The sequence below is a fragment of the Priestia sp. AB genome (assembly GCF_028369225.1).
Taxonomy (GTDB): Bacteria; Bacillota; Bacilli; order Bacillales; family Bacillaceae_H; genus Priestia; species Priestia megaterium.
Genome location: NZ_JAQMYN010000001.1, coordinates 800751 through 817207 on the forward strand (window position 1 = coordinate 800751; position 16457 = coordinate 817207).

Consider the following 16457-nt stretch of genomic DNA (forward strand, 5'->3'; position numbering starts at 1 on the left):
TAAAAAAGGTAAAACAAGATTTACAAAAACCGTTCTACCTGCCTGCGATGATTCAACGTATCATTTATAATATGCCAATTTTTTTAGAAAACAAACGTAAAAAAACCAACTAACATCATGATTAGTTGGTTTTACATACAGTATCTGATTAGTGAATCGTGCGATATACACCAGTTACTTTTCCTAAAATCGTTACGTGGCGAAGAATAATAGGCGCCATCGTTGAATTTTCAGGCTGTAAACGAACGAAATTTTCTTCTTTAAAGAAACGTTTTACCGTTGCTTCGTTGTCTTCGGTCATAGCGACCACAATATCTCCATTATTAGCTGTTTGCTGCTGACGTACGATTACCATATCGCCATCTAGAATACCTGCTTCAATCATACTTTCTCCCATAATTTCAAGCATAAATACATGATCATCTGGAGAAACAAATTTATCTGGAAGAGGGAAATATTCTTCCACATTTTCAACGGCTGTTATAGGCAGACCCGCTGTTACTTTACCGATAACAGGAACATTTATGACATTGCTTTTAGGGATGTTTACTTCGTCTAGTTGAAGAACTTCGATTGCTCTTGGTTTTGTCGGATCTCTGCGAATTAACCCTTTGCTTTCTAAACGAGCTAAATGTCCGTGTACAGTGGAGCTAGAGGCTAATCCTACCGCTTCCCCAATCTCACGCACAGAAGGCGGATAACCTTTTAATTTTACTTCATGCTTAATAAAATCTAGTATGTCTTGTTGACGTTTTGATAGCTTCATATTTTTCACCTCGATTTTAGCTATTCTTTAGGTGAATTATACCACGTGATGTGTCAATATACAAACATAAGTTCGAAGAATTCCATTGACAGAAACAAATGTTCTCACTAAAATAAGAACATATATTCTGATAGGGGGATCATAATATGCAACAATTCTTACATTCTATGAAACATTACGCTATTTTTTTTGCAGTTATCGCTGCACTTACATATGTATTGACGCTGGTTTTAGGAGCGGATAAAGTAGATTTAGACAAATATTCAACGGTTACTATTACAAAAGGAGATACGCTTTGGGAATTGTCCAACAAGTATCATAATCACCATCATTTGACCACCAATGAATTTGTCAAATGGGTTGAAGACGTCAATGACTTAAACTCAGACACTGCGCAGTCTTTATCTCCTGGAGATAAATTATATATTCCTGTTTTAAAAAAAGAGTTACATAATCAAGTGGCAATTGAACAGTAGTGTGTAACGGTCGTTCCTGAATATTGTTAGAAGCCGAAAAGGTCGTGATAAAAGTGGATGCCATTATTTATTGCCGTGTCAGTACGGATAAAAAAACCCAAGAAACATCTTTACAGCGCCAGCAAGAAGAATTAAAAAAGCTTGCTGATCTTCACCATCTAGACGTAAAAAAAGTCGTAATGGAAAAAGCAAGCGGATATGAAGTAGACAGAGAGGGTATTTTGGATGTTCTTCATACAATGAAAGAAGAAAAAATATCTGTGTTGCTTATTCAAGATGAAACACGATTAGGCAGAGGAAATGCCCGAATTGCGCTGCTTCATGCTTTTCATAAAGAAAATGCTACCATCTATACGATTAGTCATCAAGGCCAGCTTCAGCTTTCAGAATCTGATTCAATGGTGTTAGATATTATTAGCTTAGTGGAAGAGCATCAGCGGAAATTACATAATGCTAAAATTAAAAGAGGAATGAAAAGAGCTGTAGAAAACGGTTATCGTCCGCAGCAAAATTTAAAAAATCAAGGAGTTAACTCGGGAAGAGAAAAAAAAGAAGCGCCAATTGAAGAAATTGTCCGCCTTCGTCATAACGGCTTAACCTTTGCTGAAATCTCAGTTACGCTAAAAGGTTTTGGCTATAATATTTCAAAAGCGACGGTACATCGCCGCTATCAAGAATACCAAGAGAGTGCTCAATCTCTTGATAAAACGAAAGAGATTTAGTAAGATGACTACATGTTGCCGGAACGGTTCGGTAATTTTAATTATTGATTATAAGGAGATAGGTTTTATATGCTATCAAAAGATAAACTTGCTCGTATTAATGCTCTTTCAAAAAAGGCAAAGGCTGAAGGTCTGACAGAATTTGAAGCGAAAGAACAGCAAGAGCTACGTCAGGAATATTTAAAAGTTTTCCGACAATCTATGACAAATCACCTTCATACGATTAAAGTTGTGGATGAAGAAGGTAAAGATGTTACGCCTAAGAAGTTAAAAGAGAGTAAAAAGAAACGTCTTCACTAAGACGTTCTAGTAAAACTAGAGGAGTGTTCCCTCTAGTTTTTTGTATATTTTTAATAAGGCACACAAAAACTGTAAAAGTGGAAAATTTTTTGGTTCAAGTATTGTACAAATAAGCAAATCATTAGTATGATAACATATGTACATAGTTTTGAAAGGAATGAAGAGTATGACACAACGTATTGAAGATCTTTCGATTGCAACAATTCGTACTTTATCAATCGATGCGATTGAAAAAGCAAATTCAGGTCACCCAGGTATGCCAATGGGAGCTGCTCCAATGGCATATACATTGTGGACAAAATTTATGAACATCAATCCAAAGAATCCAAACTGGTTCAACCGTGACCGCTTTGTATTATCAGCAGGGCACGGATCGGCACTATTATACAGCTTGCTTCATTTAGCTGGATATGACTTATCAATTGAAGACCTTAAAAACTTCCGTCAATGGGGAAGTAAAACACCAGGTCATCCAGAGTTCGGTCATACAGCAGGTGTTGATGCAACAACTGGCCCACTAGGACAAGGTATTGCAATGGCTGTTGGTAAAGCAATGGCAGAACGTCATTTAGCTGAAACATACAACAAAGAAGGTTTAGAAATTGTAGACCACTTTACGTATGGTATTTGTGGTGACGGAGACTTAATGGAAGGTGTATCTGCTGAAGCAGCTTCATTAGCAGCACATTTAAAATTAGGACGTTTAGTTGTTTTATACGATTCAAATGATATTTCTTTAGACGGAGATTTAGATCGCTCGTTCTCTGAAAACGTAGAAGATCGTTTCAAAGCTTACGGATGGCAAGTAATCCGCGTTGAAGACGGCAATGACTTGACAGCGATTGCAAACGCAATTGAAGAAGCAAAAGGCGATTTAACACGCCCAACACTAATTGAAGTAAAAACAACAATCGGATTTGGTTCTCCAAACCACGCGGGTACTTCTGGCGTGCACGGTTCTCCATTAGGTTCCGATGAAACAAAATTAACAAAAGAAGCTTATGCATGGACATTTGAAGAAGATTTCTATGTGCCAGAAGAAGTGTATGCTCACTTCAAAGCTACAATTGCTGAAGATGGCCAAAAGAAAGAAAACGAATGGAACGATGTATTTGCACAGTATAAAGAAAAATACCCTGAACTAGGTCGTCAATTTGAACTAGCAGTAGAAGGAAAGTTACCGGAAGGCTGGGAAGAAACGCTTCCAGCATACGAAACGGGTTCAAGCCTAGCTAGCCGTGCTTCTTCTGGAGAAGTATTAAACGCAGTAGCACAAGCTGTACCTCAATTCTTCGGCGGTTCAGCTGACTTAGCTGGCTCAAATAAAACAATGATTAAAGGTTCAGAAGACTTCACTGCAGCTGATTACAGCGGACGTAATATCTGGTTTGGTGTACGCGAATTTGCAATGGGAGCTGCATTAAACGGTATGGCTCTACACGGCGGTGTAAAAGTATTCGGAGGAACATTCTTTGTATTCTCTGATTATCTTCGCCCAGCAATTCGCTTAGCAGCTTTAATGAAGCTTCCTGTAACATATGTATTCACACATGACAGTATCGCAGTTGGAGAAGACGGCCCAACACATGAGCCAATTGAACAATTGCCATCACTTCGTGCAATGCCAGGTCTTTCAGTGGTTCGTCCTGCAGATGCAAATGAAACAGCTGCTGCATGGCGCTTAGCATTAGAGTCAACTGACCGCCCAACGGCGCTTGTATTGACTCGTCAAAACTTGCCAACGCTTGAAGGTACAAAAGAAAATGCATACGAAGGCGTGTCTAAAGGTGCGTACGTTGTATCTAAAGCTGGTAAAGACCAAGCGGATGCATTAATACTTGCAACAGGCTCTGAAGTAAGCCTAGCAGTAGAAGCACAAAAAGCATTAGCTGCAGAAGGTATTGACGTATCTGTAGTAAGTATGCCTGCATGGGACCGTTTCGAAGAGCAATCTGCTGAGTACAAAGAAAGTGTTATCCCTAAATCAGTGAAAAAACGTTTAGGTATTGAAATGGCTTCTACACTTGGCTGGGAACGCTATGTTGGAGACGAAGGACAAGTTCTTGGTATTAATCACTTCGGTGCATCTGCTCCTGGTGAAACAATCATGAAAGAATTTGGTTTTACAGTTGAAAATGTAGTAGCAAAAGTGAAAAGCTTGCTTAATGCATAATTCTTTTTCATAAGAAAGAGCGGACTCCTGTGGTCTGCTCTTTTTTTTCGACAAAAAAACAAAGGAATTTTTTCATCGATAGACAAGCATTGCGTACACCATTCGGTATAATGGTACAAAAAAGAACGAGCCGAAAGGGAGGATGAATCGTGAGAACGTATGAAGTATATTTAATGGAGGAAGAAGTTGCATCATCCTATTTTCGAAGAGAAAAGCTCATTTATCAGCTGCTGATTGAATATAGAATGAAACGTCACTTGCAGGAAACGCACCTACAAAAACAAGTTCATTACATTACTCGCCAACTGCCCATTTCATTTATTCAACGAGAATTGCTTCAGGCGTTTTCTCATTATCCTCATTTTTTTACTCATCAAGAGACGTTTGTGCTGGAATATCCTCATAAAAAAAGTCGAGCATCTATAAAATTAACGAATCGCTGTATAACAATTGAAGGAGATGGCAATGTTGATGCTGAGACAGCTTTTTTTGAAGTATTACGCAAGCTAGATCCTTGTTTTTTAGCAGTGAATTATGGAACGGATGAATACGGCTGGCTGAGGCCTGTGAAAACAAGAAAATTTGTGTAATTATTTAAGGAAATTGGAACGGAAATATTGTATAATAGCGTATGGTCTAGTACACTGTAAGTTAGACAACACGAAGGAGGAAGTAATACCATGGGAATGTATATTCTAGTTGGTGTTCTAGCATTAATTGTTGGGATAGCGCTAGGATTTTTCATTGCTCGTAAGTATATGATGAGCTATCTGAAGAAAAATCCACCAATTAATGAACAAATGTTAAAAATGATGATGATGCAAATGGGCATGAAACCATCGCAGAAAAAAATTAACCAAATGATGAAAGCAATGAACGGCCAAATTAAATAATGGTTAATTGGACAGACACTCTCTATTCAGAAGGGTGTCTTTTGTTTTATGATAGAGATAAGAAAATAGTTGTGGGGCTAGGGGGATACGATGAAAATTTTTCGAGAGTTATGGTGGTTTTTCAAACAGGAAAAAAAGTCTTACATAACGGGGATAGCGCTGCTCATTATTGTGGCAGCATTAGAACTTCTCCCGCCTAAAATTATTGGTTTAACGGTAGATGGCATTAAAGAAGGGACGCTGAATGGAAAGCGCTTAATGCAGATGGTTGGCATTTTGCTAGGAGCTGCTGTGGTGGCCTATTTCACAAGATACATATGGCGTATTATGATATTTGGTTCATCTGTTAAACTAGCCAAGCAGCTGAGAAATACCCTCTACACTCATTTTACCAAGATGAATCAGGCCTTTTATCAACGGCGGCGAATTGGGGATCTGATGGCCCATGCAACAAACGATATTCAAGCTATCCAACAAACTGCAGGTTCGGGCGTTTTGACACTCGTGGATTCCATTGTCACAGGAGGGCTTGTTCTATGCACAATGGCCCTCACAATCAGCTGGAAATTAACGCTTATTTGCCTTATTCCTATGCCGCTTATGGCCGTTTTAACAAGTTACTATGGTACATTGCTTCATGCGCGGTTTCATCACGCACAAGCAGCATTTTCTACTTTAAATGATAAGGTTCAAGAAAGCATTAGCGGAATTAAAGTCATTAAGACGTTTGGGGAAGAAGCAGCTGATGTCGAAGAATTTCGCATTAAGTCTGCAGATGTTGTGCAAAAGAACATGAAAGTAGCCCGAGTAGATGCATTGTTTGATCCGACCATTTCGATTATTGTAGCACTTTCTTTTTTACTTGCTCTTATTTTTGGCAGCAAGATGGTTATTAGTGAAGAGTTAACACTGGGTCAGCTTGTTACCTTTACAACTTATTTGGGCCTTCTTATTTGGCCGATGCTCGCGTTTGGCTGGCTATTTAATATTGTAGAACGAGGAAGAGCATCATATGACAGGGTATTTTCTTTATTAAAAGAAGAAAATTCGATTGAAGAAGCAGCGCATCCTAGTGCTGAAATGCCAACAGGAAATATTGAAGCTGTTATTCATAGGTTTTCGTATGGTAAAGAAGACGCATATACGTTAAACGAAATTTATTTTACACTTTCTCGCGGTCAAACGTTAGGGATTGTCGGAAAGACGGGTGCTGGGAAAACCACGATTTTAAAGCTGCTGCTTCGTGAATTTGATGTAAGAGACGGAGCTGTTTTATGGGGAGGAAAAGACATTAAAGACTATGCTTTTGATTCATTGTACAAAAGCATTGGATATGTTCCTCAAGATCACTTTTTGTTTTCAACAACAGTTGCTGATAATATCGCTTTTGGAAAAAGAGAAGCAAGCAATCAAGAGATTAAAGAAGCGGCTAAGGTTGCCAATGTACATAGAGACATTCTCGATTTTACAGATGGCTATCAAACAATAGTAGGCGAAAAAGGCGTTTCATTATCGGGTGGACAAAAACAGCGTATCTCGATTGCAAGAGCTCTTCTATTAGATCCTGAGCTTTTAATTTTAGACGACTCGCTATCAGCGGTAGATGGAAAAACGGAAGCGGGTATTTTACAAGCGCTGAAGCAGAAACGTCAAAATCGAACAACGATTATTACAGCGCATCGGCTGAGCTCGGTTACTCATGCAGACCTGATTCTTGTATTTGATAAAGGGAAAATTATTCAGCGAGGAACTCATGAGGAACTGCTTAGCGTGAGCGGCTGGTACCAGGATATGTACGATAGACAGCAGCTTGAACGTGCGGTAGAAGAAGGAGAGACGAAAAATGAAAATTGAGCATTCTTCGGTACATAAACGTCTGTTTCGCTATACAATTCCGCATAAAAAATCATTTTTTTTAGCGTTCACACTATTATTAATTGCTACGGCTGCGGATTTATTAGGGCCCATTTTGATTAAAATTTTCATTGACGATTATTTAACTCCTAAGTATTTGCCTCTTCAGCCTCTTGTGTGGCTGGCTAGCAGTTATTTGCTTTTACAGCTTTTAAAAATTGTCGTTCAATACTTTCAGCTTCTGCAGTTCCAAAAAATTGCGCTTCAAATTATTCAGCAGATTCGAATTGACGTTTTTTCTCATGTTCATCGCCTGGCTCTTCGCTTTTTTGACAACACGCCCACGGGAAGCCTGGTATCTCGAATTACAAATGACACGGAAGCCATGAAAGAAATGTTTGTGGAAGTCATCGCGGTTTTTATTCAAAATGGGGTATTTTTGGTCGGTATTTTTATAGCCATGTTTATGCTAGATATGAAGCTGGCTTTTTATTGTTTAGTTCTTCTCCCGTTCATTTGGGGACTTATGAAGCTTTATCAGCATTACAGCGCTATTTACTACGGACAGCTTCGAGAGAAACTAAGCCAGTTAAATGCCAAGCTTCATGAGTCTTTGCAAGGCATGTCTATTATTCAGCTATTTCGTCAAGAAAAGCGGCTGCGCTCGGAATTTGAAGAAATCAATGATGAACATTACAAAGCGGGGATGCGCAATATTAAGTTGGATGGTTTGCTGCTAAGGCCGGCAGTCGAAATTCTTTACATTTTAGCCGTTATTCTTGTGCTCAGTTATTTTGGTATTTCCGTAGCTGACAGTCCTGTTAAAATTGGTGTTCTTTACGCGTTTATCAACTACTTGGATCGTTTTTTTGAGCCTGTTAATGAAATGATGCAGCGTCTCTCTATGTATCAGCAAGCGATGGTATCAGCCTCTCGGGTATTTGACTTGATGGATGAAAAAGAAAAAAATCCAGTCATGACAGGAGAACAAAAGCAGGGGGTACAAAAAGGAACGGTAGAATTCAGAAACGTAACGTTTTCCTATGATGGTGTTCGAGATGTACTTTCTGATATATCGTTTACGGTAAACGAAGGAGAAACAGTGGCTTTAGTAGGCCATACAGGAAGCGGGAAAAGCTCCATCATTAATTTATTAATGCGTTTTTATGAGCAGCAAAAAGGAGACATTTTGATCGATAATAAACCGCTATCGTCTTTTTCAAATAAACAGCTTCGAGATGAGGTAGGGCTAGTGCTTCAAGATGCTTTTTTATTTGCAGATACCATAAAACGAAATATTACGCTGCACGAAGACCATTTTTCTGATGAACAAGTAAAAGCAGCGGCGGAATTTGTGCAAGCTCATGCATTTATCGAAGCCCTTCCAAATAAGTATAATGAAGTGCTAGTCGAAAGAGGTTCCACTTTATCAAGCGGCCAGCGTCAGCTCTTAGCATTTGCAAGAACGGTCATCCGGAATCCTAAAATCCTTATTCTTGATGAAGCAACAGCACACATTGATACACAAACAGAAGAAGCGATTCAAGAAGTGTTAAGAGATATGGGAAAAGGCCGTACAACAATTGCGATTGCCCATCGTTTATCCACTATTCAACACGCCGACTGTATTTTAGTACTGCATAAAGGGAAAATCGTCGAAAAAGGCACACATACTGAACTGCTAAACAAAGGCGGTTTGTACTATAATATGTATCAGCTTCAGCACAGTGAAAAAGAAGAGAATTTCAGCAAAGAAACAGGAGTAAAAGAGATTTATACAGAATTGATAGAGTGAAGGTAAAAAAAAGAAACAACCTTCATGAAGAGGTTGTTTCTGTTGTTTGAGCAGGGAATTCATTGTAAACGTTTAATAAATGATCTAATTCTTGACTATGTTTAATAGCAGGTGGAGAGTTTAATCCACTTACTCGGACTATGCGGATGAGTTCTTCTCGTTTCTTTTCAATCGCTAATAGAATATCTTTTTTGGCCAATGCTATGTATCCCTTCTAACAAGTCGTTTACCTAATTATACAAGATAATGGTACTATTTGAAAGAAGTGAGATAAGACAATTTGGTTACAAAATGGTAACGAAAAAGAACAAAAAGAACAAAAAAAGGGAAGTGGGAAATGTGGGAGATTTAAATTTGTTTTTGGCATTTGGTGCGGGGTTTTTATCCTTTATTTCACCCTGCTGTTTGCCTTTGTACCCAGCTTTTTTATCGTACATAACGGGAGTTTCAGTTAGCGAGCTAAAGGAAGGCGCTAAGTCACATCAGCGCAAAGCTTTTATTCACACAGCATTTTTTCTATTGGGGTTTTCTGTTATTTTCATTATGATTGGCTTTGCGACTTCTTTTATTGGTCAGTGGTTTTTTAACTATAAGGATTTAATTCGGCAGATTGGCGCTATTCTTATTATTTTCTTTGGTCTAGTTGTACTAGGGATTTTTAAGCCTCGAATTCTTATGCAGGAACACAAGCTTAAATTCGCAAATAAGCCGGCTGGACTCTTAGGTTCTTCTTTTATTGGTATAGCTTTTGCTGCGGGCTGGACTCCGTGCACGGGCCCTATTTTAGTATCAGTTATGGCGCTTGCAGCGACAAACCCAGGCTCTGGCCTTTTGTATATGATAGCTTATTCACTTGGATTTTCTATTCCGTTTTTTATTATGACGTTTTTTATTGGGAAAATGAACTGGTTAAAAAAACATATGAATTCCATGATGAAAGTTGGCGGATATGCAATGATTGGTATGGGATTTATTTTGTATTTTGACTGGATGACAAAAATTATTATTTATACAACGAGCGTATTTGGAGGGTTTACGGGCTTTTAAAAAGGGAAGATGATACAAAAAAGAATCTGAGAATTGGCAGATTCTTTTTATTTTTCAAAAGATAAAATAGTTACTTTTGCTCTTAGGAAATATACAAGAATATGATGTAAAAAATATATAGAAAAAATTTATTTTTACTATATCTTCTATAAATACGGAGTGATACAATGAAATCGTCATATTTTTAATTGTTAAAAAGAGGTGTATAAATTGAAAGATATTTTGTTAATCTTGCTTTTGCAACTGATCTATGTACCGATCTTGACGCTACGCACAATTTTTTTAGTCAAAGGTATGAGTATGTATGCCTCGGTTTTTGGATTTGTTGAAGCGTTAATTTATGTATTTGGTTTATCTCTTGTATTTTCAGGAGATCAAAGCACGCTTGCTATGGTTGTATATGCAGTTGGGTTTGGAGTGGGAATTATCCTTGGAAGTTATATCGAATCTAGACTTGCTATTGGATATACAACATTCTTAGTTAACCTTATGACTAAAAATGAAGAGTTGATTAACCGCCTTCGACAGGAAGGTTTTGGTGTTACTGTTTATCAAGGAGAAGGAAGAGACAGTGCACGCTATAGATTAGACATTTTAACAAAAAGAAGTAGAGAAGAAGAGCTATTAGCATTCATTGAAGAATATGAGCCTCGTGCTTTCATTATTTCATACGAGCCGCGTAAATTTAAAGGCGGGTTCTTACTAAAATCAATGAAAAAGCAAAAACAAAAGCAAAAAGCAAAAGCGGATCTTACCTCTACTAAATAAAAACAGAAGAGACACTCTTTTGTTTTTTTGTTGCACTTTTACTTCTGATGTTTTTTGGATTATAATATAAGCAAACACTAAACTATAGTAAAGGAAGGATTTCATTGGTTATTGCTTCAACACTTGTCGCAATTTTTATGGCTTCTTTCATATTAGTTATTCGAATGAAAGCTGCTGATAAACCAACGAATGCAAAAAAAATTATACTTCCGCCTTTTTTTATGAGTACGGGAGCATTAATGTTTATCTTTCCAATGTTTCGAGTAACGGGTGCAGAACTGCTTGAGGCGTTAATAGCAGGCATGATTTTCTCAATCCTGTTAATTAAAACGTCTAAATTTGAAATTCGTGACGATCATATTTACTTGAAGCGTTCAAAAGCTTTTGCATTCATTATTATTGGTTTGCTTATTATTCGGATTGCAATGAAAATATATTTAAGTTCTTCAATTGATGTTGGCCAGCTTGGCGGTATGTTCTGGATTTTAGCATTTGGTATGATTGTACCGTGGCGCATTGCTATGTACACATCGTACAAAAAGCTCGAACGAAAGCTGCATAATGATCGTCTTGGGAATACAACGATATTAAACTAAAAAAGGTGGCTGCGCAGCCACCTTTTTTAGTTTAAAATAAATGCTGGTAAGGGACGGCATCTATTTTTTGCTTTTTTAATGTTTTTAATAAAAATTTATGATCACGTTTAGGCGTAGCTAAAATGTATCCACGTACGATTAAGTCTTCCGTTATAGAGGCTGCTTGTTCCTCAATTGCGAGTTCCCCAATTTTTCCCGCAATTTTTTGTTTGGCTACATCGCGAAATAGTTCAGGTACTGGTTCAACAAGAACGTTTAATAGCTGCTTTTGATCCGCTGACCAAAGGTGGACGGTTTTGGAAAGATAGTGATCTTGCCAATCAAGCTCAGACATGCCGTCTTCTTTTGGTAAGCGCTTTAAAAATTTCCTGAACATAAAAAATCCGCCGATAGCAAACATGCTCATTAAAAAGACCACCCAAAATAAAATAACCCATAAAAACCAGCCCTCTAGCATATTTTTCACTCCTTTATAAAGAGGTCAATCCTAACATTACTATATTTATACATTTATTATAAAAGCCTTGTTCCTTTTATGGCAATATAAAATTCCTGTACTTTATGCGAGAGGAAAGTCTTTTTTGACTCATCAATAAGTTTATATAGACTTATTGATGAGTGAAATATCGTTAGAATTATCTAAAAATGCTTATTTTTCAGCTTTTTAAAAGTTGGCACGTTTTTTGCATATAAACTAATTGAAGAATTATTTAATATGAGAGGAAGATAAAAAATGAGTCAAACTTTTAGCAAAGTAGCAACAAATTTACCGGGAGAAAATGCAAAGCAATTATTAGATAGAAGACACCGTGCCATTCCGAAAGGTGTAAGTTATGGCATTCCGACATTTGCTGATACGGCTGAAGGGGCGATCGTTAAAGATGTCGATGGCAATACGTTTATTGATTTCGTAGGCGCAATTGGCACAATCAATGTAGGGCACAGTCATCCAAAAGTAAAAGAAGCGCTTCACAAACAAGTAGACCGTTTTATTCACACGGGATTTAACGTAATGATGTATGAGTCATACGTAGAGCTTGCAGAAAGATTAGCGGCAATTGCACCGGGTGAATTTGACAAGAAAGTATTACTTTTAAATAGCGGAGCAGAAGCTGTAGAAAACGCAGTGAAAATTGCTCGTAAATATACAAAGCGCCAAGGAATTATTTCCTTTAACCGCGGTTTCCATGGCCGTACATTAATGACAATGACAATGACAAGTAAAGTAAAACCATATAAATATGAATTTGGACCGTTTGCTCCTGAAGTATACAAAGCTCCATATCCTTATGAGTATCGCCGTCCACAAGGGTTATCAGTTGAAGCATACGAAGATTTCATGATTACAGAATTCAAAAACTTCTTAAATACAGAAGTAGCACCGGAAACGATTGCAGCTGTTGTAATGGAGCCGATTCAAGGTGAAGGTGGTTTCATTGTTCCAGGTAAACGTTTTGTGCAAGAAGTGTATCAATTATGTAAAGAGCACGGAATTTTATTTGTATCAGATGAAATTCAAGCAGGATTTGCACGTACAGGCCGCTACTTCGGTATTGAACATTTTGACGTTGAGCCTGATTTAATTACGGTATCAAAATCATTAGGAGCTGGCGTACCAATCAGCGGTGTCATTGGCCGTGCTGAAATCATGGATGAATCTAATCCTGGTGAGCTTGGCGGAACGTATTGCGGAAGTCCTCTTGGATGTGAAGCAGCTTTAGCTGTACTTGATATCATTGAAGAAGAAAAGCTAAACGAACGCGGTGAGTACCTTGGAAAAGTGGTAACATCACGATTTGAAAAACTAGCAGAAAAATATGACTGTATCGGTGATATCCGCGGATTAGGTGCTATGTCTGCTATCGAGCTTGTAAAAGACCGTGAAACAAAAGAAGCGGACAAGGAGCTCACACAGCGTATCGTAAAAGAAGCAAACAAGCGTGGATTATTACTGCTTAGCGCAGGAGTATTTGGAAACGTTCTTCGTATCTTAATGCCGATTGTTATTACAGATGAGCAGTTAGAAGAAGGCTTAGCTATTTTTGAAGCAGCACTAGAAGCAAGCGTACAGCAAACGGTTGAAGTGTAAGAGAAAGTGAGACATGAGTGAAGAGAGAACTCTTCACTCATTCTTCATGAATCACAAAGAATGGGTATGTTTGGACACTCTATTTATAGATTTTTCATTTTCTGATAAAATAAAATAATAATTATTTTTTGACGAAAAGGTGATTCAAATGACCATTCATAAAAAGCATATTCAGCAAATTAACGACGAACTTTACGATATATTTGAGTCATCATTTGATGAAATCTTTGTAACTGATGCAAATGGATATGTATTAGTTGTAAATTCAGAGTGTGAAAAAAACTATGCTTTGAAAGTGGAAGATTTTATTGGAAAGCACGTAAAAGAACTTCAGGAAATGGGGATCTTTTATCCTTCGGCCACGTTAAAGGTGATTGAATCTAATCAAGCAATTGAATTGGTTCAAAAAACAAACTCAGGCCGGTATCTTCATGTGCGGACAAGGCCAGTATTCACCAATGACGGGCAATTGAAAAGCGTTATTAGCTATTCTCGAGATCTCACAGACTTAATGGAATTAAAACGAAAAGTGGAAGAGATGGAAGAACAGCTTGAAAACTATAAAAAAGAGTTAAACGAATCCGTCGATTTAGAAGGCATCGTGACAAAAAGCGAAGCGATGAAAAAAGTTTTTTCGACCATTCAACGAGTTGCTTCTGTAAATACAACCGTTCTTTTACTTGGAGAAACAGGGGTAGGAAAAAGCAGAGTAGCAAAACTGCTTCACCAGCTTAGTACCAGAAAGCAGCAGCCTTATCATGAGCTTAATTGTGCAGCGCTTCCTGAACAGCTTATTGAATCAGAGCTATTTGGCTATGAAGGCGGTACGTTCACTGGAGCATTTCGAGAAGGGAAAAAAGGGATCATTGAGCTTTCGAACGAAGGCACGCTTTTTCTAGATGAGATTGGTGAACTTTCTCTTTCAGCACAAAGTAAGTTGCTCCACGTGCTGCAAGACCGTACAATTCGTCCCGTGGGTTCAACAAGAGCAGTATCAATAGACGTACGAATTATTGCTGCTACGAATCAAAATCTGGAGCAAATGGTCGAAGAAGGAAAGTTTAGACGTGATTTGTACTATCGACTTAACGTGGTGCCAATTACGATTCCACCTTTACGAGAGCGAAAAGAAGATATTCTGCCTCTTGTCTATCAGTTTCTTCATCATTTTAATACGGTATATGAACGTAATGTACGCTTATCACCAAAGGCATTAGATGCATTTTTAGGACAGGAATGGAAAGGAAACGTTCGCGAAGTGGAAAATATCATTGAGCGCCTGGTTGTTACAGGAGAAGAAATGATTACGCTTAAAGACTTGCCATTTGCAAAAGAGTTTGCTATCGATCCACCTTTGCATACGCTTCCTGAAATGATTGAACATGTGGAGAAAGAAATGGTCATCAAGGCGTTTGAACAGCATAGGTCGTCTTACAAAGTAGCAGAACAGCTTGGTATTAGCCAATCGCAAGCCAGTCGTAAAATTCGAAAGTACGTTTCGGACAGCACAGAATATTGAGTAGATAAATTTAAGCAGGGAGTGAAGAAATATGAAGCAAGCAAACTTATATATTAACGGAGAATTTGTTTCAGCAAATGATGCATATGAAGTGGTAAATCCAGCAACAAATGAAGTAGTGGCTGCTGTTGCAAAAGGTGGAGAAAAAGAAGCGAAGCTAGCAGCAGATGCTGCCTATGAAGCGTTTCAAACATGGTCTAAAAAAACAGCAGAAGAGCGCGGTAAATTATTATTTAAATGGCATCAGCTGATCGAAGAACACACGGATGAACTTGCTGAAATAATGACAGTTGAGCAAGGTAAGCCTCTTAAAGAAGCAAAAGGTGAAATTGGCTATGCCAACGGATTTGTTTCATGGTACGCAGAAGAAGGCAAACGCATTTACGGAGAAACAATTCCAGCTTCTTCTCCTAATAAACGATTATTTGCTCATAAGCAGCCTGTGGGAGTCATGGCAGCTATTACGCCTTGGAACTTCCCGGCAGCTATGATTACGCGTAAAGTAGCCCCAGCTTTAGCAGCTGGATGTACAGCGGTTATTAAACCCGCAGAACAAACGCCACTAACGGCTCTTCGACTAGCAGAGCTTGCACAGGAAGCGGGTATTCCAAAAGGCGTAATTAATGTAGTTACGGGAGATGCAAAAGCGATTGGAGAAGCGTGGCTTCAAGATGGACGCGTACGTAAACTATCGTTTACGGGCTCTACAGAAGTAGGTAAACTGTTAATGCGCGGAGCAGCTGATACGGTTAAAAAAGTGTCTTTAGAGTTAGGCGGACACGCTCCGTTTATCGTAACAGCAAATGCTGATTTAGACAAAGCAGTAACAAATGCAATTGCTTCTAAATTCCGTAACGCTGGTCAAACATGCGTATGTACAAACCGCATCTACGTGCACGAGTCTATTGCTAAACCATTCGCAGAGCAGTTTGCAGCGGCTGTTAGTCAGCTGAAAGTCGGAAACGGTTTAGAAGAAGGTACGGATATCGGACCTTTAATCGATGAAAAAGCGTTAGAAAAAGTAAAGCGCCACTTAGATGATGTTGTAGCAAAGGGTGGAAATGTCTTAACTGGAGGGGCTGTACGCGAAGAGGGAAGCGGGCTTTTTGTTGAGCCTACGGTTGTAGATGGTGCAACGGATGACATGCTTTGTATGTACGAAGAAACATTCGGACCAATTGCTCCAATTGCGACGTATCAAACAGAAGAAGAAGTTATTCGCCGTGCAAATAACTCTCCTTACGGATTAGCAGCCTATGTGTTCACTGAAAATATTTCAGAAGCTATTCGTATTGCTGAAGCTTTAGAATATGGTATTGTAGGGTTAAATGATGGACTACCTTCTACACCACAAGCGCCGTTTGGCGGCTTTAAAGAAAGTGGACTTGGACGTGAAGGCGGACATTACGGAATTGAAGAATATTTGGAAGTAAAATATATTTCTTTAGGCTTTTAATAA

The 16457-nt window shown here is 38.4% G+C and carries 17 protein-coding genes; 14 read left to right on the forward strand and 3 right to left on the reverse strand.

Going from position 1 to position 16457, the window contains the following annotated elements; genetic code table 11:
* Positions 1 to 148: 148 nt before the first annotated feature.
* The gene (lexA, locus tag POF52_RS04065; protein WP_013058778.1) at positions 149 to 766 is read right to left on the reverse strand and encodes a transcriptional repressor LexA; all 618 of its coding nucleotides are present in this window, start codon (positions 764 to 766) and stop codon (positions 149 to 151) included.
* Positions 767 to 912: 146 nt separating this feature from the next.
* Here lexA and yneA point away from each other — a divergent pair, with 146 nt between their 5' ends.
* From yneA to POF52_RS04105, 8 genes are all read left to right on the forward strand, one after another.
* Positions 913 to 1242, forward strand: coding sequence for a cell division suppressor protein YneA (gene yneA / locus POF52_RS04070; protein ID WP_013084723.1), 330 nt, complete (start codon positions 913 to 915; stop codon positions 1240 to 1242).
* A gap of 53 nt (positions 1243 to 1295) precedes the next feature.
* Positions 1296 to 1964 (forward strand): YneB family resolvase-like protein, encoded by a 669-nt coding sequence (locus tag POF52_RS04075; RefSeq protein WP_034649300.1) that lies wholly within the window; start codon positions 1296 to 1298, stop codon positions 1962 to 1964.
* Between the two features lie 69 nt (positions 1965 to 2033).
* Positions 2034 to 2264 (forward strand): DUF896 domain-containing protein, encoded by a 231-nt coding sequence (locus tag POF52_RS04080; protein ID WP_176583337.1) that lies wholly within the window; start codon positions 2034 to 2036, stop codon positions 2262 to 2264.
* 166 nt (positions 2265 to 2430) lie between these two features.
* On the forward strand, positions 2431 to 4437 hold the full coding sequence (tkt, locus tag POF52_RS04085; RefSeq protein ID WP_013058774.1) for a transketolase: 2007 nt from the start codon (positions 2431 to 2433) through the stop codon (positions 4435 to 4437).
* Positions 4438 to 4586: 149 nt separating this feature from the next.
* Positions 4587 to 5027 carry a sporulation inhibitor of replication protein SirA gene (gene sirA, locus POF52_RS04090; RefSeq protein ID WP_013084721.1) on the forward strand — a complete coding sequence of 147 codons (441 nt, stop codon included), beginning with the start codon at positions 4587 to 4589 and terminating at the stop codon, positions 5025 to 5027.
* A gap of 90 nt (positions 5028 to 5117) precedes the next feature.
* Positions 5118 to 5330, forward strand: coding sequence for a YneF family protein (locus POF52_RS04095; RefSeq protein ID WP_013058772.1), 213 nt, complete (start codon positions 5118 to 5120; stop codon positions 5328 to 5330).
* Positions 5331 to 5420: 90 nt separating this feature from the next.
* Entirely contained in the window at positions 5421 to 7184 is a 1764-nt protein-coding gene (locus POF52_RS04100) for an ABC transporter transmembrane domain-containing protein (protein WP_176583336.1), read from the forward strand.
* Positions 7174 to 8979 carry an ABC transporter ATP-binding protein gene (locus POF52_RS04105; RefSeq protein WP_271989948.1) on the forward strand — a complete coding sequence of 602 codons (1806 nt, stop codon included), beginning with the start codon at positions 7174 to 7176 and terminating at the stop codon, positions 8977 to 8979. The genes POF52_RS04100 and POF52_RS04105 overlap by 11 nt, the downstream gene beginning before the upstream one ends.
* A 22-nt stretch (positions 8980 to 9001) precedes the next feature.
* Here POF52_RS04105 and POF52_RS04110 read toward each other — a convergent pair whose 3' ends face one another.
* On the reverse strand, positions 9002 to 9178 hold the full coding sequence (locus tag POF52_RS04110) for an aspartyl-phosphate phosphatase Spo0E family protein (protein WP_013084718.1): 177 nt from the start codon (positions 9176 to 9178) through the stop codon (positions 9002 to 9004).
* 140 nt (positions 9179 to 9318) lie between these two features.
* On the opposite strand from POF52_RS04110, the gene POF52_RS04115 reads away from it, so the two are divergent.
* The 3 genes from POF52_RS04115 to POF52_RS04125 all read left to right on the forward strand — a co-directional run bounded on the left by POF52_RS04115 (position 9319) and on the right by POF52_RS04125 (position 11390).
* Entirely contained in the window at positions 9319 to 10026 is a 708-nt protein-coding gene (locus POF52_RS04115; protein WP_176583334.1) for a cytochrome c biogenesis CcdA family protein, read from the forward strand.
* Positions 10027 to 10236: 210 nt separating this feature from the next.
* The gene (locus POF52_RS04120) at positions 10237 to 10794 is read left to right on the forward strand and encodes a DUF2179 domain-containing protein (RefSeq protein ID WP_034649310.1); all 558 of its coding nucleotides are present in this window, start codon (positions 10237 to 10239) and stop codon (positions 10792 to 10794) included.
* Positions 10795 to 10898: 104 nt separating this feature from the next.
* A complete protein-coding gene (locus POF52_RS04125; protein WP_016765340.1) occupies positions 10899 to 11390 on the forward strand; it encodes a CcdC family protein in 492 nt (163 codons plus the stop codon).
* A gap of 31 nt (positions 11391 to 11421) precedes the next feature.
* On the opposite strand, the gene POF52_RS04130 is transcribed toward POF52_RS04125, so the two are convergent.
* Entirely contained in the window at positions 11422 to 11847 is a 426-nt protein-coding gene (locus tag POF52_RS04130) for a DUF2621 domain-containing protein (RefSeq protein WP_013058765.1), read from the reverse strand.
* A gap of 276 nt (positions 11848 to 12123) precedes the next feature.
* Here POF52_RS04130 and gabT point away from each other — a divergent pair, with 276 nt between their 5' ends.
* The 3 genes from gabT to POF52_RS04145 all read left to right on the forward strand — a co-directional run bounded on the left by gabT (position 12124) and on the right by POF52_RS04145 (position 16454).
* Entirely contained in the window at positions 12124 to 13479 is a 1356-nt protein-coding gene (gene gabT, locus POF52_RS04135) for a 4-aminobutyrate--2-oxoglutarate transaminase (RefSeq protein WP_014458523.1), read from the forward strand.
* 148 nt (positions 13480 to 13627) lie between these two features.
* Positions 13628 to 14998: a sigma-54 interaction domain-containing protein gene (locus POF52_RS04140; RefSeq protein WP_271989957.1), complete on the forward strand. Its 1371-nt coding sequence runs from the start codon at positions 13628 to 13630 to the stop codon at positions 14996 to 14998.
* Between the two features lie 31 nt (positions 14999 to 15029).
* Positions 15030 to 16454 (forward strand): NAD-dependent succinate-semialdehyde dehydrogenase, encoded by a 1425-nt coding sequence (locus POF52_RS04145; RefSeq protein WP_271989960.1) that lies wholly within the window; start codon positions 15030 to 15032, stop codon positions 16452 to 16454.
* Positions 16455 to 16457 lie beyond the last annotated feature (3 nt).